At 66.3% G+C, this 26,642-nt stretch carries 24 protein-coding genes; 16 read left to right on the top strand and 8 right to left on the bottom strand.

Going from position 1 to position 26,642, the window contains the following annotated elements; all coding sequences use genetic code 11:
- Positions 1 to 66: 66 nt before the first annotated feature.
- The 10 genes from ACF8O7_RS27040 (at position 67) to ACF8O7_RS26995 (ending at position 9,745) form a co-directional block, all read left to right on the top strand.
- Positions 67 to 384, top strand: a complete 318-nt coding sequence (locus ACF8O7_RS27040; protein ID WP_016449518.1) for a lipopolysaccharide assembly LapA domain-containing protein — start codon at positions 67 to 69, stop codon at positions 382 to 384.
- Entirely contained in the window at positions 374 to 1,549 is a 1,176-nt protein-coding gene (gene lapB / locus ACF8O7_RS27035; protein ID WP_016449519.1) for a lipopolysaccharide assembly protein LapB, read from the top strand. Before ACF8O7_RS27040 ends, lapB begins: the two co-directional genes overlap by 11 nt.
- A gap of 260 nt (positions 1,550 to 1,809) precedes the next feature.
- Complete coding sequence (locus ACF8O7_RS27030; protein WP_126312766.1) at positions 1,810 to 2,211, top strand: helix-hairpin-helix domain-containing protein; 402 nt, start codon at positions 1,810 to 1,812, stop codon at positions 2,209 to 2,211.
- A 139-nt stretch (positions 2,212 to 2,350) separates the two neighbouring features.
- Complete coding sequence (locus ACF8O7_RS27025) at positions 2,351 to 5,329, top strand: monovalent cation/H+ antiporter subunit A (protein WP_016450500.1); 2,979 nt, start codon at positions 2,351 to 2,353, stop codon at positions 5,327 to 5,329.
- Positions 5,329 to 5,694, top strand: coding sequence for a Na+/H+ antiporter subunit C (locus ACF8O7_RS27020; RefSeq protein ID WP_016450499.1), 366 nt, complete (start codon positions 5,329 to 5,331; stop codon positions 5,692 to 5,694). Before ACF8O7_RS27025 ends, ACF8O7_RS27020 begins: the two co-directional genes overlap by 1 nt.
- Complete coding sequence (locus ACF8O7_RS27015; RefSeq protein WP_017404727.1) at positions 5,691 to 7,487, top strand: monovalent cation/H+ antiporter subunit D; 1,797 nt, start codon at positions 5,691 to 5,693, stop codon at positions 7,485 to 7,487. The genes ACF8O7_RS27020 and ACF8O7_RS27015 overlap by 4 nt, the downstream gene beginning before the upstream one ends.
- On the top strand, positions 7,484 to 7,975 hold the full coding sequence (locus ACF8O7_RS27010) for a Na+/H+ antiporter subunit E (protein ID WP_016450497.1): 492 nt from the start codon (positions 7,484 to 7,486) through the stop codon (positions 7,973 to 7,975). The genes ACF8O7_RS27015 and ACF8O7_RS27010 overlap by 4 nt, the downstream gene beginning before the upstream one ends.
- Positions 7,972 to 8,250: a K+/H+ antiporter subunit F gene (locus tag ACF8O7_RS27005; RefSeq protein ID WP_012206532.1), complete on the top strand. Its 279-nt coding sequence runs from the start codon at positions 7,972 to 7,974 to the stop codon at positions 8,248 to 8,250. The genes ACF8O7_RS27010 and ACF8O7_RS27005 overlap by 4 nt, the downstream gene beginning before the upstream one ends.
- A complete protein-coding gene (locus ACF8O7_RS27000; RefSeq protein ID WP_017404730.1) occupies positions 8,247 to 8,633 on the top strand; it encodes a monovalent cation/H(+) antiporter subunit G in 387 nt (128 codons plus the stop codon). The genes ACF8O7_RS27005 and ACF8O7_RS27000 overlap by 4 nt, the downstream gene beginning before the upstream one ends.
- Positions 8,634 to 8,875: 242 nt before the next feature.
- On the top strand, positions 8,876 to 9,745 hold the full coding sequence (locus tag ACF8O7_RS26995; RefSeq protein ID WP_016450495.1) for an LOG family protein: 870 nt from the start codon (positions 8,876 to 8,878) through the stop codon (positions 9,743 to 9,745).
- A 70-nt stretch (positions 9,746 to 9,815) separates the two neighbouring features.
- Here the strand turns inward: ACF8O7_RS26995 and ACF8O7_RS26990 are convergent, their stop codons facing one another.
- The 6 genes from ACF8O7_RS26990 to ACF8O7_RS26965 form a co-directional block, all read right to left on the bottom strand.
- A complete protein-coding gene (locus tag ACF8O7_RS26990; RefSeq protein ID WP_126312764.1) occupies positions 9,816 to 10,997 on the bottom strand; it encodes an MFS transporter in 1,182 nt (393 codons plus the stop codon).
- A gap of 1 nt (position 10,998) precedes the next feature.
- Positions 10,999 to 12,489 (bottom strand): DNA recombination protein RmuC, encoded by a 1,491-nt coding sequence (rmuC, locus tag ACF8O7_RS26985; protein ID WP_126312776.1) that lies wholly within the window; start codon positions 12,487 to 12,489, stop codon positions 10,999 to 11,001.
- Between the two features lie 110 nt (positions 12,490 to 12,599).
- Complete coding sequence (locus ACF8O7_RS26980; protein ID WP_046988138.1) at positions 12,600 to 13,607, bottom strand: D-glycerate dehydrogenase; 1,008 nt, start codon at positions 13,605 to 13,607, stop codon at positions 12,600 to 12,602.
- 37 nt (positions 13,608 to 13,644) lie between these two features.
- A complete protein-coding gene (locus ACF8O7_RS26975; RefSeq protein WP_026062206.1) occupies positions 13,645 to 15,072 on the bottom strand; it encodes a sodium:proton antiporter in 1,428 nt (475 codons plus the stop codon).
- Between the two features lie 61 nt (positions 15,073 to 15,133).
- Positions 15,134 to 16,354, bottom strand: coding sequence for a nicotinate phosphoribosyltransferase (gene pncB / locus ACF8O7_RS26970; protein WP_016454370.1), 1,221 nt, complete (start codon positions 16,352 to 16,354; stop codon positions 15,134 to 15,136).
- A gap of 115 nt (positions 16,355 to 16,469) precedes the next feature.
- Positions 16,470 to 16,931, bottom strand: a complete 462-nt coding sequence (locus tag ACF8O7_RS26965; protein ID WP_017404735.1) for a thioesterase family protein — start codon at positions 16,929 to 16,931, stop codon at positions 16,470 to 16,472.
- Between the two features lie 323 nt (positions 16,932 to 17,254).
- On the opposite strand from ACF8O7_RS26965, the gene ACF8O7_RS26960 reads away from it, so the two are divergent.
- From ACF8O7_RS26960 to ACF8O7_RS26950, 3 genes are all read left to right on the top strand, one after another.
- Positions 17,255 to 17,803: a phasin family protein gene (locus tag ACF8O7_RS26960; RefSeq protein ID WP_016450488.1), complete on the top strand. Its 549-nt coding sequence runs from the start codon at positions 17,255 to 17,257 to the stop codon at positions 17,801 to 17,803.
- 276 nt (positions 17,804 to 18,079) lie between these two features.
- Positions 18,080 to 19,126, top strand: coding sequence for a Fe(3+) ABC transporter substrate-binding protein (locus ACF8O7_RS26955; RefSeq protein ID WP_012206542.1), 1,047 nt, complete (start codon positions 18,080 to 18,082; stop codon positions 19,124 to 19,126).
- A gap of 131 nt (positions 19,127 to 19,257) precedes the next feature.
- On the top strand, positions 19,258 to 20,016 hold the full coding sequence (locus ACF8O7_RS26950) for a 3-hydroxyacyl-CoA dehydrogenase (protein WP_016450486.1): 759 nt from the start codon (positions 19,258 to 19,260) through the stop codon (positions 20,014 to 20,016).
- A gap of 153 nt (positions 20,017 to 20,169) precedes the next feature.
- Here ACF8O7_RS26950 and ACF8O7_RS26945 read toward each other — a convergent pair whose 3' ends face one another.
- Entirely contained in the window at positions 20,170 to 21,024 is an 855-nt protein-coding gene (locus ACF8O7_RS26945; RefSeq protein WP_016454380.1) for a hypothetical protein, read from the bottom strand.
- 21 nt (positions 21,025 to 21,045) lie between these two features.
- Positions 21,046 to 22,761: a cyclic peptide export ABC transporter gene (locus ACF8O7_RS26940; RefSeq protein WP_126312763.1), complete on the bottom strand. Its 1,716-nt coding sequence runs from the start codon at positions 22,759 to 22,761 to the stop codon at positions 21,046 to 21,048.
- 247 nt (positions 22,762 to 23,008) lie between these two features.
- Between ACF8O7_RS26940 and ACF8O7_RS26935 the strand changes: the two genes are divergently transcribed.
- From ACF8O7_RS26935 to ACF8O7_RS26925, 3 genes are all read left to right on the top strand, one after another.
- A complete protein-coding gene (locus ACF8O7_RS26935; RefSeq protein WP_126312762.1) occupies positions 23,009 to 23,974 on the top strand; it encodes an alpha/beta hydrolase in 966 nt (321 codons plus the stop codon).
- A 152-nt stretch (positions 23,975 to 24,126) separates the two neighbouring features.
- Positions 24,127 to 25,239, top strand: a complete 1,113-nt coding sequence (locus ACF8O7_RS26930; RefSeq protein WP_126312761.1) for a GNAT family N-acetyltransferase — start codon at positions 24,127 to 24,129, stop codon at positions 25,237 to 25,239.
- Between the two features lie 11 nt (positions 25,240 to 25,250).
- A complete protein-coding gene (locus ACF8O7_RS26925; RefSeq protein WP_126312760.1) occupies positions 25,251 to 26,549 on the top strand; it encodes a lysine N(6)-hydroxylase/L-ornithine N(5)-oxygenase family protein in 1,299 nt (432 codons plus the stop codon).
- Positions 26,550 to 26,642: the final 93 nt, after the last annotated feature.

The raw sequence follows: 26,642 nt of genomic DNA, 5'->3' as shown, positions 1-26,642 counted from the left end.
GCTGCGCGCACTGCAGCCGTCGTCACCGCCAGGCTCTAGAATCGTTCCCGTCACACAAGGGAACACATGAAGTACTTCCTGTGGCTGCTCAAGGCGGCCATTTTTTTTACGCTGTTCGCCTTCGCACTGAACAACCAGCAGGACGCGACGGTGCACTTCTTCTTCGGCACCTCCTGGACTGCGCCGCTGGTACTGGTGGTGCTGGCCGCCTTTGCACTGGGCCTGATCGTGGGCGTGCTGGGCATGGTGCCGCGCTGGCTCAAGCACCGCAATGCCGCGCGCTCGACCCAGGTCCCCGCGCCTGCAGCCGAAGGAGCGGCGCCAGCCACGGCGCCCAAGGCGCCCCCCTCCCCCATCCTGCCGGGCGACGTGCATGGAATTTGATCTGAGCTGGATACTGCTGGGCCTGCCCGTGGCCTTCGTGCTGGGCTGGCTGGCCTCGCGCTGGGACCTGCGGCAGATCCGCGCCGAAAACCGCCAGGCGCCCAAGGCCTATTTCAAGGGCCTGAACTTCCTGCTCAACGAGCAGCAGGACAAGGCCATCGACGCCTTCATCGAAGCCGTGCAGAACGACCCCGACACCTCGGAGTTGCACTTCGCCCTGGGCAATCTCTTTCGCCGCCGCGGCGAATACAACCGCGCCGTGCGCGTGCATGAGCACCTGCTGTCGCGCGGCGACCTCAGCCGCGTGGACCGCGACCGCGCCCAGCACGCGCTGGCCCAGGACTTTCTGAAGGCAGGCCTGCTCGATCGCGCCGAGGACGCGCTGCGCCGCCTGGAAGGCACGGCTTTCGAGGCCGAGGCCCGCCTGGCCCTGCTGGCCATTTACGAGCGCTCGCGCGACTGGACACAGGCCGCCGCCATTGCTCGCCGCATGCAGGATGCCAACCAGGGGGACTTCAGTGGCCGGCTGGCGCACTACCTGTGCGAAGACGCCCAGTCCTTGCTCACGCAGGGCCAGCAGGCCGAGGCGCTGCAGCGGCTGCAGCAAGCCATCACCACAGCACCCCAGGCTGCGCGACCGCGCCTGGAGCATGCCCAGTTGCAGCATCGCATGGGGCAATCGGCCCAGGCCTTGCAAACGCTGGAAAGCCTGGCCGAGCAGTCCCCCGCCGCGCTGCCGCTGGCAGCCCAGTTGCTGGTGGACATCGCAGCCGCCACAGGCCAACGCCAGCATGTCCACCAGCTGCTCAGCCAGCAATACGCCCAGGCACCTTCGCTGGACCTGCTGCAGGCGTTGGTTGCGCTGGACGCTCAAATTGAAGAACAGAGCACCGATGGTGAAACCAAGGCACCGGGACGCGCCCGCCTGGTCCAGCATCTGGACCGGGAACCTTCCCTGGTGGCTGCTGCGCAGTGGCTGGCTGGCGAGAAACTGTCCGAGGAGCAATACCACCCAGCCGTGCAACGCGCGCTGGACCACGCCGCCAAACCGCTGACCCGCTACCGCTGCGCGGCCTGCGGCTTCGAGGCGCGCCAGCATTTCTGGCACTGCCCCGGCTGCCAGAGCTGGGACAGCTACCCGGCCCGGCGCGTCGAGGAGCTGTGATGGGCCGGGGTGGCGAAAGGCGGCCATATCCCCGGCACCGCGTCACCCCCATTGGCAAACACGGCATGGCCAGTGTATTTTCAGAGTATTCCTAGAAACCGCCCTGGAGGGCGCGTGGCCATTGGCTTTGGGCGCGTGCGGCCGTGCCTGCGCCGGCCTCCTGGAGCCCGCGACTGCCTGGCGGCACGCCAGAGGCCTGCATAAGATGCTTCTGGGTCGCAATGTTGCGGCCCTCAACATTGAGGGATCAGGAGGTTTGTATGTTCAGAAAATTGATGGCTGGCTTCATTGCGCTGTTGTGGTCCGTGATGGCTTTGGCCGCTGTGGAAGCCAACAAGGCGAATGAAGCCGAACTGACATCCATCAAGGGCATAGGCCCGGCCATGTCGGCACGCATTCTCGAGGAACGCAAATCCGCCCCCTTCAAGGACTGGCCCGACTTCATCGCACGGGTCAAGGGTGTGGCGGAACCGACCGCCACCAAGTTTTCGGGCGAAGGCCTGACTGTCAACGGCAGCAGCTACAAAGGCCACAGCGCCAAGCCTGATGCCAAGGACACTGCGGCCAAGGGGGGCAAGGACACGGCCGCGCAGGGCGCCAAGCCGACCAAGGAGCAGGCGGCAAAGCCGGCCACTCCAGCCAAGGCCGGCTCGGCCTTCTGAAGACGCGAACTGTCTCTATCCAACCCGCTTCGGCGGGTTTTTCATGCGTACGACCCTCGGGGTATGCGCGGCCATAGCCTGAAACATGCTCAGGTTTTCATAGCGAAGCAAAAAACCTTGCCCGTAAAATGGACCGCCCATGCCCCTGATCACCCTCATACTCCTACCCTTCATCGGCAGCCTGATTGCCGCAATGCTGCCCGCCAATGCGCGCAATACGGAGTCGACTCTGGCCGGCGTGATCGCATTGGGCTGTGCCATACAGACCGCATTGCTGTTTCCACAGATCGCCGATGGGGAAGTGCTGCGCCAGGAGATCGAGTGGCTGCCGGCACTGGGACTGAACCTGGTGATCCGCATGGACGGCTTTGCCTGGATGTTCTGCATGCTGGTGCTGGGCATAGGCTCGCTGGTCGTGCTGTATGCGCGCTACTACATGTCGCCGGCCGATCCAGTGCCGCGCTTTTTCTCTTTCTTTCTGGCCTTCATGGGCGCGATGGCGGGCGTGGTGCTGTCGGGCAACATCATCCAGATTGCCTTCTTCTGGGAGCTGACCAGCCTCTTCTCCTTTCTTCTGATCGGATACTGGCACCATCGCAAGGATGCACGCCGCGGCGCGCGCATGGCGCTGACGGTGACGGGCACGGGCGGCCTGGCCATGCTGGCCGGCATGCTGGTGCTGGGCCACATCGTGGGCAGCTATGACCTGGACAACGTGCTCATCGCCGGCCAGCAGGTGCGTGACCACCAGCTGTACCTGATCGCCCTGGTGCTGATCCTGCTGGGCGCGCTGACCAAGAGTGCGCAGTTCCCCTTCCACTTCTGGCTGCCGCACGCCATGGCCGCGCCCACGCCGGTGTCGGCCTATCTGCACTCCGCCACCATGGTCAAGGCCGGCGTGTTCCTGCTGGCGCGCATGTGGCCCGTGCTGGGTGACACCGATGCCTGGTTCTGGCTGGTGGGCGGAGCCGGCGCGGCAACCCTGCTCATCGGCGGCTATCTGGCCATGTTCCAGCACGATCTCAAGGGATTGCTGGCCTATTCGACGATTTCCCACCTGGGCCTGATCACGCTGCTGCTGGGCCTGAACAGCAAGCTGGCCGCCGTGGCTGCGGTGTTCCACATCATGAACCACGCGACCTTCAAGGCCTCGCTGTTCATGGCCGCGGGCATCGTCGACCATGAAAGCGGCACGCGCGACATCCGCCGCCTCTCCGGCCTGCGGCACATGATGCCCATCACGGCCACGCTGGCCTGCGTGGCCAGTGCGGCCATGGCGGGCGTACCGCTGCTCAACGGCTTCCTGTCCAAGGAGATGTTCTTCGCCGAGACCGTCTACCTGGATGCCGCTCCCTGGGTGCGCACGGCCTTGCCGGTGGCCGCCACGGTGGCGGGCATGTTCAGCGTGGCCTATTCGCTGCGCTTCACCATCGACGTCTTCTTCGGCCCCAAGGCCACCGACCTGCCGCACGACCCGCACGAGCCTCCGCACTGGATGCGCGTGCCCGTCGAGCTGCTGGTGCTGGCCTGCCTGGTGGTGGGCATGCTGCCGGCGTGGGCCGTGGGCAGCTTTCTCGCAGCGGCCGCCACGCCCGTGGTCGGCGGCGACCTGCCCGAGTACAGCCTGGCCATCTGGCACGGCTGGAACATGCCCTTGATCATGAGCCTTGTGGCGTTGATTGGCGGCATCCTGCTGTACATGCTGCTGCGCTGGCAGCGCCAGGCCGGCCATATGGATACCGCGCCGCTGGTGGGCACGCTCAGCGGCCAGCGTGTTTTCGAGAATCTGCTGGCCCGCCTGTCCCTGCTGGGCCGCTGGTCGCGCCGGCGCCTGTCCACCATGCGCCTGCAGTGGCAGATGCTGTGGCTGGTCTGCACCGCCGTGCTGGCGGGCGTTCTGCCGCTGTGGCTGCAAGGCATCAAGCTGGGAGACCGGAGCATGCTGCCGCTGTCGCCCGCCTTCGTGATGCTGTGGGCCGTGGGCATTCTCTGCGCCCTGGGTACGGCCTGGAAGGCCAAGTACCACCGGCTGACGGCGCTGATCATGCTGGGCGGCGCCGGGCTGTGCACCTGCCTGACCTTCCTGTGGTTCTCGGCGCCTGACCTGGCGCTGACCCAGCTGGTCGTCGAGGTCGCCACCACGGTGCTGATGCTGCTGGGCCTGCGCTGGATGCCCAAGCGCGACAAAAGCCTGCACATTCCCGTGCTGTCCGCCGAGCTGCGCGCCCGCTCGCGCCGCATGCGTGACCTGCTGCTGTCGCTGGTTGCAGGTGGCGGCATGGCCTGGCTGGCCTTCGCCATGATGAGCCGCCCCTTCTATGACGGGGCCTCCACCTTCTTCCTGGAACATGCGCTCAGCGATGGCGGCGGCACCAATGTGGTCAACGTCATGCTGGTGGACTTCCGGGGCTTCGACACCTTCGGCGAGATCGTGGTGCTGGGCATCGTGGCCCTGGTCGTCTATGCGCTGCTCAGGCGCTTTCGCCCGGCCCGCGAGACGCTGGACCTGCCCGAGCAGCAGCGCTACATGCCTGGCGACCTGCAGACCGATCTGTTCAATCCGCGCAACGCAGGCGATACGGCCGTGGGCTACCTGATGGTGCCCGCCGTGCTGGTGCGGCTGCTGCTGCCGTTTGCCGCCCTGGTTTCCGTCTACATCTTCATGCGTGGCCACAACGAGCCCGGCGGCGGCTTCGTGGCCGGCCTGGTGTTCTCGGTCGCCTTGCTGATGCAGTACATCATCTCAGGCACGCAGTGGGTCGAGGCCCACCTGCCGATCTTCCCGCGCCGATGGATCGGTGTCGGCCTGCTGTTCGCACTGGGTACCGGCATGGGCTCCATCGTGGCCGGCTATCCCTTTCTCACCAGCCACACCTTCCATATGACCCTGCCAGTCGTCGGCGACGTGCATCTCGCCAGCGCCCTGTTCTTCGACATCGGTGTGTTCTCGCTGGTGGTCGGCGCGACCATGCTCATTCTGACGGCCATCGCCCACCAATCGGTGCGCAGCCACCGCTACCACGCCCGCCTGCTGGAGGAGCAGCAGCAACAGGCCGAAGAGGCCGAAGCCGCCGTGCAGCAGGCCACCGCTGCAGCGCTTGCACGAGGAGGTTTCTGATGGAAGTCGTGCTTGCCATTGCCATCGGCGTACTGACGGGCTCGGGCGTGTGGCTGCTGCTGCGCCCACGCACCTACCAGGTCATCATGGGCCTGGCCCTGCTGTCTTACGCAGTCAACCTGTTCATCTTCAGCATGGGCCGCCAGGGCCTGGCCATCGACAAGGAGCCCGTGCTGCGCGCCGGCGTGCCGCAGGATCTTGCGCACTATGCGGATCCCATGCCGCAGGCGCTGGTGCTCACGGCCATCGTGATCGGCTTTGCCATGACGGCACTGTTCCTGGTGGTGCTGCTGGCCTCGCGCGGCACCACGGGCACCGACCATGTGGACGGAGCCCATTCCCGCACCGAGCAGGAGATGCCATGAACGAGCTGACCGCCCGTCTCATGCCGCACCTGATGCTGGCGCCCATCGTGCTGCCCATGCTTTCGGCAGCGCTGATGCTGTTGCTGCGCGAAGAGCGCCAGCGCCTCAAATTCGCTCTTGGACTGGTATCCACCCTGATGGGGCTGGGCGTGGCCGTGATGCTGATGCTGTGGACCGACCAGGCCGGCGCGCCCGTCAACCTGGGCGTCTACATGCCGGGCAACTGGCCCATGCCCTTCGGCATCTCGCTGGCACTGGACCGCCTGACCGGCATGATGCTGGTGCTGACCTATACGGTGGCCCTGGCCTCGCTGGTCTTCTCCAGCGCCCGCTGGCACCGCGCGGGGATGCACTTTCACTCGCTGTTCCAGTTTCAGCTGATGGGCCTGAGCGGCGCCTTCCTCACGGCGGACCTGTTCAACCTGTTCGTGTTCTTCGAGATCATGCTCGCGGCCTCCTATGGACTGGTCCTGCATGGTTCCGGGCGGACGCGCATCCAGGCGGGCCTGCACTACATCGCCATCAATCTTGCAGCCTCGTCGCTGTTCCTGATCGGCGTGTCCATGCTCTACGGCCTGACCGGCACGCTGAACATGGCCGACCTGGCACGTGCCATCCCCCAGGTCAGCAGCGACGACCGCGGGCTGCTGCATTCGGCCGCTGCCATCCTGGGCATTGCCTTCCTGACCAAGGCAGCCATGTGGCCGCTGAACTTCTGGCTGGTGCCGGCCTACAGCGCAGCCACCGCTCCCGTGGGCGCCGTGTTCGCGCTCATGACCAAGGTGGGCGTCTACGTGGTGCTGCGGCTGTGGACGCTGCTGTTCAGCTCCGAGGCCGGCGCCTCCGCCCTGTTCGGCAGCACCTGGCTGATCGTCGGCGGCATGCTGACCATGGCCTTCGGCGGCCTGGGCATGCTGGGCTCGCAGCGCCTGACGCATATCGCGGGCTTTGCGGCCGTTCTCTCTTCGGGTACCTTGCTGGCCGCCACGGGCTTTGGCCAGAACGCCTTGACGGCCGGGCTGCTGTACTACCTGCCCAGCTCCACCCTGGCCGTGAGCGCCCTGTTTCTGATCGCCGACGTGGTGGACCGCTGGCGCGTGGATGACGATGCGGGCGAGCCCTATGAGGATGACGAGGCTCCCTTCCTCAACGCCGAACTGCTGCCCACGGAGGGCTTCAACCTCGACGAATCCGAAGAGGTGCTGATCGGCCGCGCCATTCCCGCAGCGGCCGCCTTCATCGGCCTGAGCTTCATGCTGGCCACCCTGGTGGTCACCGGCCTGCCCCCGCTTTCGGGCTTTGTGGGCAAGTTCGCCATGCTGTCTGCACTGCTCAACCCGCTGGGCCTGGGCAACTCCAGCGGCTTCCAGGCCGGCTGGGCCGGCTGGGTGCTGGTGGCGCTGATGATCGCCACGGGACTGCTCGCCCTGCTGTCGCTGGTGCGCGCCGGCATACGCCATTTCTGGGCGACCGAGGAGCAGAACTCGCCCTCGTTGCGTGTGGCCGAAGGCCTGCCCATCGCCGTGCTGCTGGCCTGCTGCGTGGCGCTCACCGTGCAGGGTGGCCAGCTGATGGGCTACACGCAGCGTGCGGCCGATGCGCTGCTGGCGCCCGATGTCTATGTGCGCTCCGTCATGGGCACGCAGCCGGAGCCGAGCCCGGCAGAAAAGAAGGCGCGGCTGGAAGCCGGCCCCGAAGGCGCCGCGCGCGCCGCTGCCCAGGCCAGCGGCGCGCCCATGCCCGCAGGCATAGGCGATGCAGGCCCAACGGCCGGCAAGGAGGATTCCCGATGATGAAAACCCTGCTGCCCGCGCCGCTGCTGTCGGTGGCGCTGTTCCTGCTGTGGCTGCTGCTCAACCGCTCGTTCAGCAGCGGCCAGATCCTGCTGGGCGCCCTGCTGGGCCTGTTGCTGCCGCTGCTGCTGCGCGGCCTGCGCCCCTTGCCCGTGCGCGTGCGCCATCCGCTGACCATCGTGCGCCTGGGGCTGCGCGTGGTCTGGGACACCTCGGTGTCCAACTTCAACGTCGTGCGGTTCATGCTGTTTCCGGGCATGCGCAAGCACCCGGCCAACTTCGTGCGCATCCCGCTGGAACTGCGCGACCCCAACGGCCTGGCCGTGCTCGCCATGATCGTGTGCATCACGCCCGGCACGGCCTGGGCCGAGATCTCGCGCGACCGCTCCCAGCTCATGCTGCATGTGCTGGAGGTCGATGATCCCGAAGAGATCGTCCAGCACGTCAAGCGCTCCTACGAGCGCCCCCTGATGGAGATTTTCGAATGATGCCCTGGTTCCACTGGACTTTGATGTTCGCGCTGGGCCTGCTGGTCGCCGCCATGGGCTGCGCCGTGCTGCGCCTGCTCAAGGGCCCGCACGCCCAGGATCGCGTGCTGGCGCTGGACTGCATGTATTTGAACGGCATGCTGGCCATGCTGCTGATGGGCATCATCTATGACAGCACCAGCTATTTCGAGGCCGCCCTGCTGGTTGCGCTGTTCGGCTGCGTGGGCTCCACGGCCATGGCCAAGTTCCTGCTGCGCGGCGAGGTGATCGAATGATGCCGGAAACCACCACGCTGCCGCTGTGGTGCCAGATCCTGGTGGCTGCGCTGGCGCTGGGCGGCGCCATCATCGCCTTTCTGGGCTCCATGGGCCTGTGGCGCCTGGACAGCTATTTCGAGCGCGTGCATGCGCCTTCCATCATCGCCACCATGGGCTGCTGGCTGATCATGCATGCCACCTGGATCTACTTTTCCGTCAGCGGCCAGAGCCTGGCCGTGCATGCGCTGCTGATTGCGGTGTTCATCTCGGTGACCGTTCCCATCACGACCATCTTCCTGATGCGTGCAGCCCTGTTCCGCGCACGCCGTGCAGGCCAGGACGTGCCGCCGCCGCTGAGCAGCGTCGTGCGCAACGAGCCGGCCGAACACCCGGACGTCTGAAGCGCAATCGGGCCTGAAAATACCCGCCGATGCGGCAGGCAGCGGCAGGCAAAAGCCCTACTGCCAACTGTCCAGCATACGAATTCGCCCACGGCTGCGTCAATGCGCCAAAGCACCCGGTGCACGAGCCCCGCGGCTATGAGTTTGTGAGCGTATAGTGCAGTCATCATCTGCGCTGGCAACGTATTTGATGGAACGGCCACAGGCGTGGCCGCCCTGGTTTTTCCTGTGTACGAGGGTTCATGCAAATCTCTTCCCCCCTGACCGATACCGACCTCGCCAACGGCTGGTCGGCCCTTCACAACCAGGCACACAACGGCATGGCATTGCAGCAGAACTCCAATCGCCTCGCCTTCGCGGACCCGGAATTCATGTTCCGCCGCGAAACCCGCGGCATCCGCATGCAGCTGGAGCTGCTCAAGCCGGACCTGGCCCAGATCGAGCGCGGCATCGAGCACACCGTCGTGGTCTATGGCAGCGCCCGCTTCGTGGACCTGGAGCAGGCCGAGCAGCAATTGGCCGACGCACAGGCCAGCGGCGATCCCCAGCGCGTTGCCTTGGCCGAGCGCGCCGTGCGCAATGCGCACCGCTATGAACAGGCCCGCGCCTTCACGCGCATCGTGGCCGCCGACAGCCTGAACCAGCCGCCCGAGGAGCGTCTCTACATCTGCACAGGCGGCGGCCCCGGCATCATGGAGGCGGCCAACCGAGGCGCCCATGACGTGGGCGCGCCCAGCATCGGCCTGAACATCGAGCTGCCGCACGAGCAAAACGGCAACCGCTTCATCTCGCCGGACCTGAGCTTCAAGTTCCACTACTTCGCCCTGCGCAAGATGCATTTCATGATGCGCGCCAAGGCCCTGGTGGCCTTCCCCGGCGGCTTCGGCACGCTGGACGAGCTGTTCGAGGTGCTGACCCTGATGCAGACCGGCAAGACGCATTCCGTGCCCGTAATCCTGTTCGGCACCGAGTTCTGGAAGCGGCTGCTCAACATCGACCTGATGATCGAGGAAGGCACGATCTCGCCCAAGGACCTGCAGCTGTTCCGCTATACCGATGATCCGGTCGAGGCCTGGGCGCTGATCAAGCAGTTCCACGCTGGCGGCTGGTAAGCCGCAGCGGCCGGCAGGCCGCCACCGCATCGCAAGGCGATCTGCGCACCAAGGCGCAGGTCGCTTTTTTTCATTCCGGCTTGCGCGGCGTCAGCCCCATGAACCAGGCCGTGCGGATGCCCGAGGCCACGGCCGCGCCCACCACCCAGAACAGCGCAGACACGCCGATCAATGCCCCCGCCGAGCCGAACAGCACGGGCATGGCCACGCTGGAGGCATTGATGGCCATGAGCCGCAGGCCCAGTGCCTCGCCATGGCGGTGCTCGGGCGTGATCTGGTGCAGCATGCTCATGACCATGGGCTGCACAGCTCCCAGTGAAAAACCCAGCATCACTGAACACATGCCCATGGTCAGCGCCGAGTCCATGAAGGGGTACAGCGCAAAGACGAAGGCGGTGATGGCCATGGCACCGGAGATCACGGCGCCTTCGCGCAAGCGCTCGGCCACCAGCGGCATGGCCAGGCGGATGGCGGCGGCCGCCACGGCAAAAATGCCCAGCAGCGTGCCGATGACCGAGGCGCTCAGGCCCTTCTCATGGCCCAGCAGTGGCAGCACGAAGGTGTGCACATCCCAGCACGCCGACTGCAGCCAGTTGACCAGCAGCAGGTTGCGGAAGTTGCGGTCGCGCAGCAGGTCCCAGGCATGCTGCTTTGGGCCGCCTATGGGAGCACGCACGGGCGGCAGCTCCTGCGTGTGGCGCACCCAGCTCCAGGCCAGCACGGGCACCAGGGCCAGCAGGCCGAAGGCGACGCGGTAGCCCATGGTGCTGCCCTCGCCGCCAAAATTCGCGTGATCGATCAGCAGCCCGGTGCTGAAGGGCCCGATGAAGTTGGAGATGGCCGGGCCTATGGCCAACCAGCTGAACACCTTCTTGAGCGCCACCGCATCGTGGGTGACACGGCCCGCATGGCGCTGCACGGCGATCACCACGGCGCCGCTGGCTCCGCCCGTCAACAACGCCGCAAGGCATAGCACCGGGTACAGCGGCAATGCCAGCGCCAGCGCGCAGCCCCCGCTGGCCGCCAGCATGGACAGGAAAAACGGCTTGCGAAAACCATGCTTGTCCGCGAAGCGCCCGGCCGGCAGCGCCAGGAACACCTGGGTCAGCGCGAACAGCGCCAGCAAGATGCCCACGGCAGCCGCGCTATAGCCCTGCTGCAGGGCCAGCAAGGGCGCTGCCAGCCGCATGCCGGCCATGGTGGCATGCACGCTGACCTGCGCCATGATGACCTTGAACAGGGCCAGGTTCATCTCAATCCTGCTCCGATCCCGGCTCCATTCCGGCCGCTGCGTCCTTGTCATCCGGCAGGCCGGGCCGCGCTGCACTAGAGGTCGGCGCGGGCAGCTCCTGCACGTCGCGCAGCTGGCGCTGGATGGCGCGCGTGCGCACGCCCACCTGCTCGAAGCGCTTGGCCGCCGCGTCTATGGACTTGCGCGTGGCTTCCACCACCTCGCCGAACTTGGCGAACTCGGTCTTGACCTGGCCGAGCACCGCCCAGACCTCGGACGAGCGCTTTTCGATGGCCAGCGTCTTGAAGCCCATCTGCAGGCTGCTGAGCATGGCAGCCAGGTTGGCCGGGCCGGTGACCATCACGCGGCAGCCGTTTTGCACGGCCTCGACCAGGCCGGGGCGGCGCATGACCTCGGCAAACAGGCCTTCGGTAGGCAGGTAGAGCACGGCAAAGTCCGTGGTGTGCGGCGGGCTCACGTACTTGCCGTGGATCTTGCGCGCCTCGAACTTGATCGATGCCTCGAAGGCATTGCCTGCCGCGGCAATGGCCGCCTTGTCCGCCGCATCCTGGGCGTCGAGCAGGCGCTGGTACTGCTCCACCGGGTACTTGGCGTCGATGGGCAGCCAGACCGGCGCCTCGTCGCTGCGTCCGGGCAGGCGGATGGCGAACTCCACCATGTCGTCGCTGCCGGGCACGGTCTTGACGTTGCGCGCGTACTGCTCGGGCGTGAGCACGTTCTCGATGATGGCGCCCAGCTGCAGCTCGCCCCAGGTGCCGCGCGTCTTCACATTGGTCATCACGCGCTTGAGATCGCCCACGCTGCCGGCCAGCGTCTGCATCTCGCCCAGGCCCTTGTGCACCTGCTCCAGCCGGTCGCTGACCAGCTTGAACGATTCGCCCAGGCGCTGCTCCAGCGTGGCATGCAGCTTCTCGTCCACCGTGCGCCGCATCTCTTCCAGGCGCGCCGCGTTGTCCGACTGGATGGCGGCCAGCCGCTCGTTGAGCGTGCCGCGCAGCTGCTCGGCATGGACCTGGCTGGATTGCGCCAGCCCGCCCAGCTGCTGCTGGATGTCGTTCTTGAGGGAGTCCAGCGTGCTGCGCGTGGTCTGCGCCAGCGCCTCGAAGCGCTCCTGCACATGGGCGTTGAAGCGCTGCGTGCTTTCGCCCTGGGCCTCGCGGGCCTGGGCGCTGTCGGCGGCCAGCCGCACGGTGAGCCGGCCCAGTTCCATTCGAAAGGCTGCCAGCGCCTCGCCCTGCTCGCGCCGCGCCGCCTGGGCATCGAGCTGGGCCTGGGCCAGATGGGCCTGCAGCTGCTGCGAGACGCGGTCCAGCCCGCCATCGCTCTTGGCCACGGCCATCTGCGTGGCCTGGGCACCGCGCTCGAGCTGCTGCAGCCGCACGTCCAGCATCTGCAGCGCCTGCAGCACCTGCTGGGGCGCCACCCCGTCCTCGCGCTGCGCCGAGCGCCTCCACAGCAGCCAGATCACGGCCGCCTGCCCCAACAGCAGCACGGCCCAGGCCGCCCACCACACTCCGGATATCTGGGTCAAGATTTTGCTTGCGCTCCATGCAGCGGGAAGCGGCCAGGGCCAGCCTTCCCGCGATTGTCACAACACGGTGTTCAGGCCTTGGCGCGCGCGCCGGCGGCCGCCGCTTCGGGCTGGTTCACGGGCGTGCGCGGGCCCTTGCCGGACAGGAAGTCGATCAGGTTGTCGGCCGCCAGCTCGGCCATGGCGCTGCGCGTGCCCATGGTGGCGCTGGCGATGTGCGGGGTCAGCACCACGTTGGGCACGGTCAGCAGGTCGGGATGGACCGAGGGCTCGCCCTCGAACACGTCCAGGCCTGCTGCAGCAATGGTCCTGTCGCGCAGTGCCCTGGCCAGCGCCGCGTCATCGACGATGCCGCCGCGCGCGATGTTGATCAGCGTGGCCGTGGGCTTCATCCGGGCGATCTCGGCCGCGCCTATGGTGTGGTGGTTTTCCTTGGTGTAGGGCAGCACCAGCACCACATGGTCGGCCCTGGCCAGCAGTTCATCCTTGCCCACGTAGCCGGCCTTGCATTCGGCCTCCAGCTCGGGCGACAGGCGCGAGCGGTTGTGATAGACCACCTTCATGCCGAAGCCATGCGCCCCGCGTTTGGCGATGCCCTGGCCGATGCGGCCCATGCCGATGATGCCCAGCGTGCTGCCGTGCACTTCCGAGCCCGCAAACAGGTCGTAGCGCCAGGAGTTCCACTTTCCGGCGCGCAGGTAGTGCTCGCTCTCTGTCACGCGGCGGGCCGTGGCCATCAGCAGGGCAAAGCCGAAATCGGCCGTGGTCTCGGTCAGCACGTCGGGGGCATTCGTGCCCTGCACACCTGCAGCCGTCATCGCAGGCACGTCGAAGTTGTTGTAGCCCACGGCCATGTTGGCCACCACCTTCAGGCGCGGGCAGGCGGCCAGCAGCGCCGCATCGATGGTCTGCGAGCCCGTGGTCAGCACTCCGTCCTTGTCCTGCAGATGCCGGGCCAGTTCCTGCGGGCTCCAAACCACGTCATCCTGGTTGGACTCGACCTCGAAGTGCTGCTCCAGCTTGCGCACCACTTCGGGCGGGATGGCACGGGCGATCAGGATGCGGGGTTTGCTTGCCATGTCTGTCTCTTTCCTTGTCTTGGCGTTAGGCGGTTCTTCAGCGGAACCAGATGAAACTCATCAATACGAACAGCGGCACCAGAATGCACAGCGACCAGGCCATGTAGCCGAAGAAGCTGGGCATCTTCACGCCGCGCTCCTCGGCAATGGCCTTGACCATCAGGTTGGGCGCATTGCCGATATAGGTGTTGGCGCCCATGAACACCGCGCCCGCCGAGATGGCGGCCAGCGTCGAGGCCATGGCCGTCATCATCTGAGCGGCGTCTCCGCCCGCCGTATTGAAGAACACCAGGTAGGTCGGCGCGTTGTCCAGGAACGAGGACAGCAGGCCCGTGGCCCAGAAATACATCAGCGGATCGGGCGTGCCGTCGGCGCGCGTCACGGCCCCCACGATGGCGCCGAAGGGTCCGGCCGTTCCCGCCTTGAGCATGGCGATCACGGGAATGATGGTCAGGAAGATGCCCGCGAACAGCTTGGCCACTTCCTGCATCGGCCCCCAGCCGAATTCATTGGCCTGGTGCACGCTGCGCGGCGTGAGCCTGAGGGACAGCACAGTCACGGCGACGAGGCCCGCATCGCGCACCAGACCCGGCAGGCCCACATGCGTGCCGGCCAGCACCAGGCCGGCATCGGTACGCCACAGGCCGCTCATCAGCACCAGTGCCACCACGGCCAGCAGCAGCACGAAGTTCACGCCGCCATCAAAGCCCAGGCGGCTGGCGCGGCCCAAGGCATCGACGCTGGGCGTGGGATCGGGCAGATCCGCCTCGCCGGCCTTGCGCAGCAGCCAGGCATCGATCGCGTAGAACAGCGCCAGCAGCGCGCCCACCAGGAACAGCGTCTCGGTGAAGATGTGGCGTACCGTCCAGAAGAAATCCACCCCCTTGAGAAAGCCCAGGAACAGCGGTGGATCGCCCAGCGGCGTCAGCGAGCCGCCGGCATTGGAGACGATGAAGATGAAGAACACCACCACATGCACCTGGTGCCTGCGGTTGTCGTTGGCACGCAGCAGCGGCCGGATCAGCAGCATCGAGGCGCCCGTGGTCCCCATGAAGCTGGCCAGCACGGCGCCGATCGCCAGAATGGCCGTGTTCAGCCCCGGCGATCCCTTGAGATTGCCGCGCACATAGATGCCGCCCGACACCGTGTACAGCGCCGTCAGCAGGATCACGAACGGCAGGTATTCGGCCAGCAGGGCATGCACCAGGTTGGCCATGGCCGCGCCCACGCCGAACACCGCCGCGAAGGGCAGCAGAAAGACCAGCGCCCAGGCGGCCGTCACCTTGCCGAAATGCCGGTGCCAGAAATGGGGCGCCGCCAGCGGCACCAGGGCGATGGACAACAGCATGCCCGCAAACGGCACGCCCCAAAGTACCGAAAGCTGGCCGCCGTCGATATCGGCGGCCAGGGCCCAGGATGGCGCGCAGGTGGCCAGCAGCGCCAGCAATCCGCGCAATGCCTTCATGGTCCCGTCTCCTCTTTGTTCTCTATTCACTGTCCCCTCCTGGCGGCAGATGGTGCCGCAATCAAGCCTGCGCCGCAGGCGGCGCAATCTCGAACACCTGGCGCAGGTAGGCCAGGTACTTCTCGTCATCGCACATGCTCTTGCCCGGCGTGTCCGAGAGCTTGGCCACGGGCTGGCCGTTGCAGCGGGTCATCTTGATGACGATCTGCAGCGGCACATGGTCGGGCGCGTCGCCCAGGTCGTTGGTCAGGTTGGTGCCTATGCCGAAGGCCAGCTGGCAGCGGCCATGGAAGCGCTGGAACAGCTCGATGGTGCGCGGCACCGTCAGGCCGTCGCTGAAGATCAGCGTCTTGGTCAGCGGATCGATGCGGTTGGCACGGTAGTGGGCCAGCAGCCGCTCGCCCCATTCAAAGGGGTCACCGCTGTCGTGGCGCGCACCGTCGAAGAGCTTGCAGAAGTACAGGTCGAAATCGCGCAGGAAGGCCGACATGCCGTAGACGTCCGACAGCGCAATGCCCAGGTCGCCCCGGTATTCGCGTGCCCAGGATTCGAAGCCGAAGATCTGGCTGTCGCGCAGGCGCGGGCCCAGGGACTGGCAGGCCTGCAGGTATTCATGCGCCAGCGTGCCCAGGGGCCGCACGCCCAGCTTCATGGCGTACAGCACATTGCTGGTGCCGGCGAACTGGCCTTCGGACTCCGCGGATGCGCCGGGCCGGCCCAGGCGTGCGCACAGCACGCGTAGCACCTCTTCATGCCAGGCCCGCGAAAAGCGACGGCGCGTGCCGTAGTCGGCAATCTTGAGCTGCTCCAGGCCGGGCTGCTGCAGCAGCGCAATCTTGGCGTCGAGACGGCGCCGGCCTTCCGGAAAATCGGGCACCGGCTGGGTGTTGCGGAAGTACACCTCGTTGACGATGGCCAGCACGGGAATCTCGAACAGGATGGTGTGCAGCCAGGGCCCGCGGATGGTGATGTCGATCTCGCCATTGGGCAGCGCCTGCACCGTGATGCATTTCTCGTTGAGGTGGAACAGGCCCAGGAAATCGACGAAGTCGCTCTTGATGAAGCGCAGCGAGCTCAGATAGGCCAGCTCCGCGTCCTGGAAACGCAGGCTGCACAGCGAGCGGATCTCGGAGCGGATCTCGTTCACATAGGGTGCGAGCTGCACGCCGGGGTTGCGGCACTTGAAGCGGTACTCGACCTGTGCTCCGGGAAACTGGTGCAGCACCACCTGCATCATCGTGAATTTGTACAGGTCGGTATCGAGCAGGCTGGTGATGATCATGGACAGAGCCGGGCGGTAAGCGCCCCAGCGGTCAGATGGCAGACAGCTTTCGAGTGTAGGCCATACACACGCTGCCGCGCTGCGAGCGCACGCCTTGCATGCGCCCCGGACGCCATCAGCCGCGCAGCAGCGGCTCCAGCACCTGTCGCAGCGCCTGCGGAATCTGGGCAGGCCGGCGCGTATGCCGGTCCACATAGACATGCACGAAATGCCCGGCCGCCGCCGTCAATGGCTCGCCCTGCGCGAACAGCCCCACCTCGTAGCGCACGCTGGAGCCACCGATGCGGGCCACCCGGATACCGGCCTCCACCTCCTGCGGGAAGGCCAGCGGCGCAAAGTAATTGCATTGCGTCTCTATGACCAGGCCTATCGTCTCGCCCGCGTGGATATCCAGCGCGCCCTGCTCGATCAGATGGGCATTCACCGCCGTATCGAACCAGCTGTAATACACGACGTTGTTGACGTGCCCGTAGACATCGTTGTCCGACCAGCGCGTGCTGATGCGTCGGAATGCCGCATAGGCCGAACGGGGCTGCGGCGCGGGGCGGCTCGGGGGCGATTCATTCATGGCGGCCATTGTGCCGCCGGCCGAATGCGCCCTGTCCCCAGCCACTGTCGCCATCACGACGCGCACTGCTGCCAATCACTCGCCAAGCGAGTAAGCATGCAAACCGAAAAATGTCGTCAAACCGACATAAAACCAATTCAAAATCAAAGACTTACAAAAAACCCACAGCTTTGCCGATTTTTTTGCTGCACCGCAGCATCAGGTACTTGATTCCTTTTTTGCAATCCCTACAATAAGACCCATGCTGCACTGCAACATGACACTCAGTCAGGTCAGCGCAGGCAATTCCCCGTAACCCGAGACCCCTGTGGTCCGTTTTTCTGGAGACTGACATGAGCTTGACCCCTGACCAAATCCTGAGCGCACAAAAGGCCAACCTGGAAACCCTGTTCGGCCTGACGAGCAAGGCCTTCGAAGGCGTTGAAAAGCTGGTGGAACTGAATGTGACCGCCTCGCGCGCCGCACTGAACGAAGCCGCCCAGCACACCCAGGCCGTCCTGAGCGTGAAGGATGCGCAGGAGCTGCTGTCGCTGCAGGCCAACCTGTTCCAGCCCCTGGCTGAAAAGACCGCTGCCTACAGCCGCCACCTGTACGACATCGCCAGCGGCACCGGTGCCGAGCTGGCCAAGGCCTTCGAAAGCCAGGCGTCCGATCTGCAGAAGAACTTCAGCGCCCTGGTGGACACCACCGCCAAGAACGCACCCGCAGGTTCCGAAACCGCCGTGGCCGTGATGAAGAGCGCCGTGTCGGCTGCCAACAATGCCTTCGAGTCGGTGCAAAAGGCCGTCAAGCAGGCTTCGGACCTGGCGGAAGCCAACTTCACGGCCGTGACCAACACCGCCAGCGAAGCCGTCCAGTCGGCCCAGACCCGCAAGCGTTGATCACGCCGTCTTACAACAGGACTGCGTGCAAGAATCAGTGATTACCCTCATAATTGCATGCATCCCGGGTCGCAAGACCTGACCAGTTGTCTCCTTGGATCCTCTCGAAACCCCCGTTTCTGGATCCTTTCAAAACCCAGTCCTTGGACTGGGTTTTTTTTATTCCCGTCCTCGATACCCCGGGCTGCCATAGCCCTCCAGAACCACCCCCTTTATTAAGAACAATTCGCGTTTAGCCTATCATCGCGCTTTGCCAACAAAGAGAGGCCTGTCTTCATGTCGAAATCCCTGAAAGCCCTGTTTGCCGCTTGCGCCCTGGTGGCTGCCGGCACAGCCATTGCCGACTCCCAGGTCGTCAACCTCTACTCCGCGCGCCACTACTCCACGGACGAGGAGCTGTACAACGGCTTCACCAAGGCCACCGGCATCAAGATCAACCGCGTGGACGGCGACGACGCCGGCATCATTGCGCGCCTGAAGGCCGAGGGCCAGGCCTCGCCGGCCGACGTGATCCTGCTGGTCGATGCCGCGCGCCTGTACCGCGGCGAGGTCGATGGGCTGTTCCAGCCCATCCACTCCAAGCTGCTGGAAGACGCCATTCCCTCCAACCTGCGCGCCCAGCCCACGGCCGATGGCATCAGCTGGTTCGGCCTGTCCACACGCGCCCGCGTCATCGTCTACAACAAGGCCAAGGTCCAGCCCGCCGACGTGCAGAACTACGAATCGCTGGCCGACCCCAAGTTCAAGGGCCAGCTGTGCATCCGCTCGGGCTCGCATCCCTACAACCTGAGCCTGTTCGGCACCGTGGTCGAACACATGGGCGACCAGAAGGCCGAAGGCTGGATCCAGGGCATGAAGGCCAACCTGGCCCGCCCGCCCAAGGGTGGCGACACCGACCAGATCAAGGCCGTGGCCTCGGGCGAATGCACCATCGGCGTGACCAACAGCTACTACCTGGCGCGCATGATGCGTTCGGGCAAGCCTGAGGACCAGGCCGTGGTCGGCAAGATCGGCGTGGTCTTCCCCAACCAGTCCAGCTGGGGCACGCACCTGAACATCGCGGGCGGCGCCGTGGCACGCCATGCCAAGAACAAGGACAACGCCGTCAAGTTCCTGGAGTACCTGGCCAGCCCTGCGGCCCAGAACTACTTTGCCAACGGCAACAACGAGTGGCCAGCAGCCAAGGGCGTGGAACTGGACAACCCCGCACTCAAGGAAATGACCGGCGGCAAGCCCTTCAAGAGCGAGACCATCCCGATCACGGCCGTGGGCAAGAACATGACCAAGGTCCAGCAAATGCTGGACCGTGCCGGGTTCCAGTAATCCCCATCGCGCCCATCACCAGCCCGGCACTGCCGGGCTTTTTCTTGGGCGCGACATGGCTGCGGCCGGGGCTGCATGCATAATTTGAGAGTTACGTTTACGTCAACGTCAGATAACCAAGGAGACATTCCATGCAGATCAAGGACCGGGTATTCATCGTCACGGGCGGCGCCTCCGGGCTGGGCGAAGGCACGGCGCGCATGCTGGCGGCCGAGGGCGGCAAGGTGGTGATAGCCGACATGCAGGCGGACAAGGGCGAGGCCGTGGCGCACGAGATCGGCGGCGTCTTCGTCAAATGCGACGTGAGCCAGGAGGCCGATGGCCAGGCCGTGGTGGACAAGGCCGTGAGCCTGGGCAAGCTGGCAGGCCTGGTGAACTGCGCAGGCATTGCGCCAGCCGAGAAGACCGTGGGCAAGAACGGCGCGCACAACCTGGCGCTGTTTTCCAAGACCATCACGGTCAACCTGATCGGCAGCTTCAACATGATCCGCCTGGCCGCCGCCGCCATGTCGGCCAACGAGCCCGAGAGCACGGGCGAGCGCGGCGTGCTGATCTCCACGGCCAGCGTGGCGGCCTACGACGGCCAGATCGGCCAGGCGGCCTATGCGGCGTCCAAGGGCGGCGTGGTCGGCATGACGCTGCCCATTGCGCGCGACTTGGCGCGCAACGGCATCCGCAATATGACGATTGCCCCCGGCATCTTCGGCACGCCCATGCTGTTCGGCATGCCGCAGGAAGTGCAGGATGCGCTGGCCGCCGGCGTGCCCTTCCCCAGCCGCCTGGGCACGCCCCAGGACTATGCCAAGCTGGTGCGCCACATCCTGGACAACGACATGCTCAATGGCGAGGTGATCCGGCTGGATGGGGCCATTCGGCTGGCGCCGAAGTAAGCACCCCCTGAGCGGCTGCGCCGCTTCCCCCTCTCTTTCTCGCTTCGCGAGGGAGGGGGACGACACCCTCGCGGCGGGGCGGCGCGGCCGGCATAGGCCCTTGCTCGGTGTCCCTCGCTTTGGGCCGTGCCGGTTTTTGAGATATGCGCGTTGTCACACCGTGGTGTCTGCAGGCGTGTCTGCAGGCGCTCTGGCCATCATCTCCAGCCCCTTGCGCAATGCAGGGAACAGGCTGTGCTGGAAGTTGTTCCAGCGCAGCTCAAGAATCGTGTCTTGGGGATCGATGTCGGTGCCCAGCACGTCGGCGATGACTTCGCCGGAGTCGATGCCGTTGTCCACGTAGTGAAAGGATGCGCCGGTCTTGAACAGGGGCGGGACCGGGCGCTGTTCCATGGTCTTCCAGTCCACGATCTTGTAGCCTTGTGCGCCATGCAGCGCGTCCAGCGTGGCGCAGGCGCCCCGGCGTTCATAGGGTGACTCCAGGCGCGTGATGCCGGGGTGGATGTTGGCGATCCTGCGGTGGAACAGGGCCCCGGGCCGCACGAGCCGGTCCAGGATGACGAGCAGGCCATCCAGCACCACCCGCTCGGCACCCAGCTGCACCAGCCTGTCCTGCAACTGCGCCTCGAACATCTGCTTGCCCACGGCGCGCTGCGGATCGTTCAGCGGCAGGCGCCGGTAGGAAGACGGCACGGCCATGAGCAGGTCATTGACCCTGCGCCCCTGGATGCGCAGATCCGGCGGATAGAACCAGCGGCCGCCAGGCTGGTAGCTGAAGCCGTAGTCGCCGATTTTTTCGCGGTCGCGCGGCGAGGCCTCGTCGTCGTCGTGGATCACGGCCTCCAGGCTGTAGATATCGCCCAGCGGGCTGGTGTCCAGCAACTCGCCCAGGTATTCGAGCGGCGACTTCATGTAGCGCGTTGCGCCCTTGTAGGCGATGTGCTGGCCGGCCTGGTCGGCGGCGGCGTTTCTCAGGGACCAGATGTAGACGAGTTTTGTCTTTGCCATGTTCGTGGATTCAGCAGGAATTCAGATGTCGGCCAGCACGCCTTGACTGGCGGGACTGGCCGATGCAGCCGCCACCGGCTGCGCCCCGTCTTGCGGCAGGACCATGCGGCCGGCCTCCATGCGCACGATACGGTCGGCCAGGTGGAAGTAGCGATCGTCATGGGAGATCACCACCAGCAGGTGGCCCCTGGCGCGCAGCTCGGGCAGCAGCTCGGTGTAGAACAGGTGGCGGAAGCTCGGGTCCTGGTCGGCCGCCCATTCGTCGAAGACCAGCACGGGCCGGCCCTCCAGATAGGCGTGGACCAGGGCCAGCCGTTTTCGCTGCCCGGTGGACAGGTCGATGGTGCTGAAGCTGCCGTTGCGCACGCTGACCTTGTGGGCGATCTCCAGCCGCTGCAGGTAGGGCAGCGCGGCCTCGGGCAGCGCGGCGGCCTGGCCTTCCTCGCCACCGGCCACCAGGTCCTCGAACAGGTAGAAGTCCGAGAACACCGTGGTGAACAGCTGGCGGTAGTCATCGCGCGTCTGTGCCGTGACGGGCTGGCCGTCATGCAGGATCTCGCCCTGCTGGGGCGCATACAGGCCCAGCAGCAGCTTGATCAGCGTGGTCTTGCCCGAGCCGTTGTCACCCACCACAAAGACCAGTTCGCCCTTGCCCAGCTTCAGGTCGATGGGGCCGATCTCGAAGGCCTTGCCGCCTTCGGGCGCATCGAAGGCATAGCGCACGCCCCGCAGCTCCAGGCCGTGGTCCAGGCGGACCTCGCCGGGCAGGCTGTCCAGGTGCAGGTGCGACTCGGGGCTGGCAAAGCGCGCCGACAGGTCGGCAATGCGCTGCAGCGCCACCTTGGCACGGCCCAGGTTGGGCAGCGCGCCTGCGATCTGGTCCATGGGGCCCTTGAGGAACAGCAGCACCAGCACGAAGCCGCTGAGCACCACGGGCTCGGTGGTGCGCAGCGCGGCCCAGCCCAGGATGAGGGCGATCAACAGAAAGAACAGCGCGGAACCGAAGGCCGTGGCCAGCACATAGGTGTTGATGGCGCGGCTGTTGATGCGGCGGATGGCATCCACGGTGGAGCCGATCTGCCCGTCGAAGATGCGGCCCCGGCGCGCGCGGTGCATGCGCAGCTCCTTGGCGCCTTCGCTGATGGCGCGGTAGGCCTTGTGCAGCACTTCCTCGTGATCGCGCGCCTTCCAGAACCCCGCCACGCCGCGCGACTGGGCCAGCGCCTGCAGGCTCACGCCCAGCACCAGCGCCACCACCAGCATGGCAAACAGCGGCGGCGACAGCAGGGCCAGATAGGCCAGGCAGCCCAGCGCAATGGCCAGGGCGATCACGTTGGAGGCCAGCACGAAGGCCACGTCGCTGATCATGTCCACGTCCTGCGTGAGCACGGGCATGAGGCGGTGCGTGCGGTAGCGCTCCAGCGCGTCGATGGGCGCGGCCAGGATCTTGCTGGCCAGTTCCTTGCGCAGCCGGGCCACCAGGCGCTGCCCCACGAAATTGCCCGACATGTCCGACGCGGCCCGGCACACCAGCACGGTGGCGCACAGGGCGATGAAGGTCAGCAGCAGCCCGCCCGCCAGCCCACCGGGACGATTGAGCACCTGGTTGATGGTCGCCAGCAGCGCCACCGTGGCCCCACCCGCGCAAATGCCCGTGACCACGGACAGGGCCATCCACGGCAGGAAGGGCCTGAGCAGGCGCAGTACCTCGGATGGCGGTCGGCTGGCGTTTTCCATAAGGGATTCCTCTGGCGCCCGTGGGCGCATGGCCTTGCAATACCGGCGCGGCCCGGCGTTTTCCTGGGGATGCGGCGCACGGCGCACGCTGCCCACTCCCTGCAAGACGTGCGAGCGCGGGAAATGTTCATCGTCCCGGCGATGAACAAATTCCGCCGCCCAGCGTCATCACGGGGAAGGGGCAGCGCGGGCGCCATGCCCTGCACCGGCCCGCCCTGCCTTGTCTGCCGCACACCCGAAGGACGCCATGGCTCTCCACCCCGACCTGCAAGCATTTCTTGAACTCGCCAACGCCCAGGCATCCAGCCGCCCGCGCATGAGCCAGATGACGGCAGCGCAGGCGCGCGCCGCCTACGACAACGCCACGCTGGCGCTGGACCTGCCGGGCGACGATCTGCCCACCGAGGACCTGGATCTGCCCACGCGCGACGGCGCGCGTATCCGTGCCCGGCTCTACCGCGCAGCCCCTGAATACACAGCCGCGCCCTGCCTGCTGTTCCTTCACGGCGGCGGCTACGTGCTGGGCGGGCTCGACTCGCATGACAGCCTGTGCCGCAGCCTGGCGCTGGGCACGCCCTGCAATGTGCTGGCCATCGACTACCGGCTGGCGCCAGAGCACCGCTTTCCCACCGCCTTCCTCGACGCACAGGACGCCCTGGCCTGGCTGCTGGAGCACGGCGGCCGCCATGGCCTGGACGCGCAGCGCCTGGCCATTGGCGGCGACAGCGTCGGGGGCACGCTGGCCACGGCCCTGTGCATCGCCGCACGCGACGCGGGCATGCCCCAGCCCTTGCTGCAGTTGCTGCTCTACCCCTGCACGGCAGCGCAGCAGGACAGTGACTCGCATGCGCGACTGGCCACCGGCCATCTGCTGGAAGATGACACCCTGGCCTGGATGTTCGGCCAATACCTGCGCAGCGATGCGGACCGGCAGGACTGGCGCTTTGCCCCGCTGCAGGCATCCGACCTGGGCCGGCTGGCCCCCACGCTGATGGTGCTGGCCGAGTACGACCCGCTGATCGACGAAGGAAAGCGCTATGCCGAGCGGCTGCAGGCCGCCGGCGTGGCCGTGGACCTGCAGATCTACGCCGGCATGGTCCATGACTTTGCGCGGCTGGGCGCCCTCACCGAAGAGACCGAGGTGCTGCGCGGCCGGATCTGCAAGGCACTGGCCCATGCCTTCCAGGCGGCCCGGATCCCGGCCCTGGCATGAACGGCCCTGGCATGAACATTTGCCGCGCCTGCACGTCATCCCGGTCATGAGGCTGCCCTGCGTCCCCTGCGTCCCCTGCGTCCCTTGCGTCCCTTGTGCCCTTGCCCCCATCCGTGTCCCGCACGCGGGGCACTCCACCTGAAAGAGTCCACGTGCGTCCAGCCGAAGCCACCGCTACACCGTCACCGGACGCCTCCGGCGCCAGCTACCTCGCCCATGCAGGCGCCGAGACGATCAGCGTCTTCGGCCATGGACAGCGGCTGCGCCTGGAGCGTTCGGGGTCCGTGGATGCCGGCAGGCCCGGCAAGCACAGTCTCTGGAACCTGTCACCCGCGGCCGCGCCAGGCCTGCTGCGGCTGCAATGGCTGGGCCCCTGCTCGGGCATGCCCGAAGCGGATGAACTGCTGGCCGCACTGCAGGCCGGTTTCGGCCTGCGCCCGGATGCCCGGGAAATCGAGCTGTCCCTGCCCCGCCTGCCACCGGGCCTGCGCGACAGCATCGCCACAGTGCAGCCGGGCCAGGCCCCGTGCGTGGCAAGAAGCGTGCTGTGGCAGCAGCCCCTGTGGCTGCCCCGCCCGCGCCCACCCTATGCCCTGCACTACACGCTCACCGAAGGCCGGCGCCACCCCGTGCGCCTGCACAAGCCGCGCGGCGAGGTCTACCGCCGCTTCATCCCCTGGCTGGGCCGCACGCTGAGCTTTCGCACCGTGGAGCCCGAGGCAGACCTGCCCCTCATCCACCGCTGGATGAACGACCCGGTCGTCGCGCATTTCTGGGAGGAAAGCGGCGACCTTGCCCACCACCGCGCCTATCTGCAGCGCATGGCCGGCGACCCGCATGCGCTCGGCCTCATCGGCTGCTTCGACGGCGAGCCCTTCGGCTACTTCGAGGCCTACTGGGCCAAGGAAGACCGCATCGCCCCCTTCTATGACGCGGGCGACCATGACCGGGGCTGGCATGCGCTGGTGGGGGAGGCGCGGTTCCGCGGCCAGCCCTACCTGACGGCCTGGCTGCCCTCGCTGTCGCACTACCTCTTTCTGGACGACTGCCGCACGCAGCGCATCGTCGTGGAGCCGCGCGCCGACAACCGCAAGATGCGCAAAAGCCTGCCGCGCTGCGGCTATGCGCTGGTCAAGGAATTCGACTTCCCGCACAAGCGCGCCGTGCTGGGAGTGCTGCTCAGGGAACGCTTTTTCGCAGACGCCTTGTGGATACCGCAGACCGACGCAGCCGCGCCGGACGCACTGGACGCATCGACCCAATGAAAGGACCTTCCATGCAAACCCACCCGCTGATCGGCATCGGCTTCGGCCCCTCCAACATTGCCCTGGCCATCGCCCTCAAGGAGCGCGAAACCACCGCGCGGGCCATGCACCCCGTCTTCATCGAAAAGCAGCCGCGCTTCGCCTGGCACAAGGACATGCTGCTGGAGCAGGCCCACATGCAGGTGTCCTTCCTCAAGGACCTGGCCACGCTGCGCAATCCCACCAGCCGCTTCACCTTCATCAACTACCTGCACGAGAAGGGCCGGCTGCAGGACTTCATCAACCTCAAGACCTTCTTTCCCAGCCGCCACGAGTTCAACGACTACCTGGCCTGGGCCGCCTCCAAGTTCGAGGACCGCTGCGTCTACGGCCAGGAAGTCATCGAGGTGCTGCCTGAAAAACGCGACGGCAAGGTGGAGCTGCTGCGCGTGCGCTCGCGCGATGCGGCCGGCAACGTGCATGAGCGCCTGGGCCAGAACCTGGTCATGAGCATCGGCGGCACGCCCAGCATTCCCGAACAGTTCAAGCCCCTGCGCGGCGATGCGCGCGTCTTCCACTCCAGCGCCTACCTGCGCAGCATTGCCGAGCATGCCAGGCCGCTGCGCATCGCCGTCGTGGGCGCGGGCCAGAGCGCCGCCGAAATCTTCATGGACCTGCACGGCCGCTACGCCAAGGCCGAGATCGACCTGGTCATGCGCGCCCGCTCCATCCGCCCCTCGGACGACAGCCCCTTCGTCAACGAAATCTTCAACGCCGACTTCGTGGACCATGTCTACAGCCGCCCGCACGACGAGCGCGGCGCTCTGCTGCGCGAGTTCTGGCACACCAACTACGCCTGTCCCGACCTGGAGCTGATCGAGAGCATCTTCAAGGTGTTCTATGAACAGAAGGTCGTCGGCGACACGCGCCACCGCTTCCTGCGCCGCCACGAGGTGCAGGATGCGCGCGCCGCCAGCGACGGCATCCACCTGGGCCTGCGCGATCTCAACAGCGGCATCGACCATGCATCGCGCTACGACGTGGTGGTGCTGGCCACCGGCTATGCGCGCGAGCACCACAAGACCCTGCTGGACCCGCTGGCCCCCTACCTGGGTGACTTCTCCGTGAGCCGCGACTACCAGGTGCACACCACGCCGGACTTTCGCCCCGCCATCTTCCTGCAGGGCGCCTGCGAGGGCTCCCACGGCCTCAGCGACACCCTGCTGTCGGTCACCTCGGTGCGCACCGGCGAAATCGGCGACGCCCTGCTGGCAGCGCAAGCCCAAAAACCCGATGTTGCGCGCACAGAACAGCTGGCGCTGCAGGACTGAAAGATCGCACCGGGCATGATGGCGCACGAATCTCCCATGCCATAATTTGAATGCAAACCATTTGCATTTGAATTCGAATCACCTGCGCCGCTG

It is taken from the genome of Delftia sp. WSY_16 (genome assembly GCF_043104415.1).
GTDB lineage: Bacteria > Pseudomonadota > Gammaproteobacteria > Burkholderiales > Burkholderiaceae_C > Comamonas > Comamonas tsuruhatensis.
The sequence above is the reverse complement of the archived record's forward strand: the minus strand, read 5'-3'. Positions and strand labels throughout refer to the sequence as shown.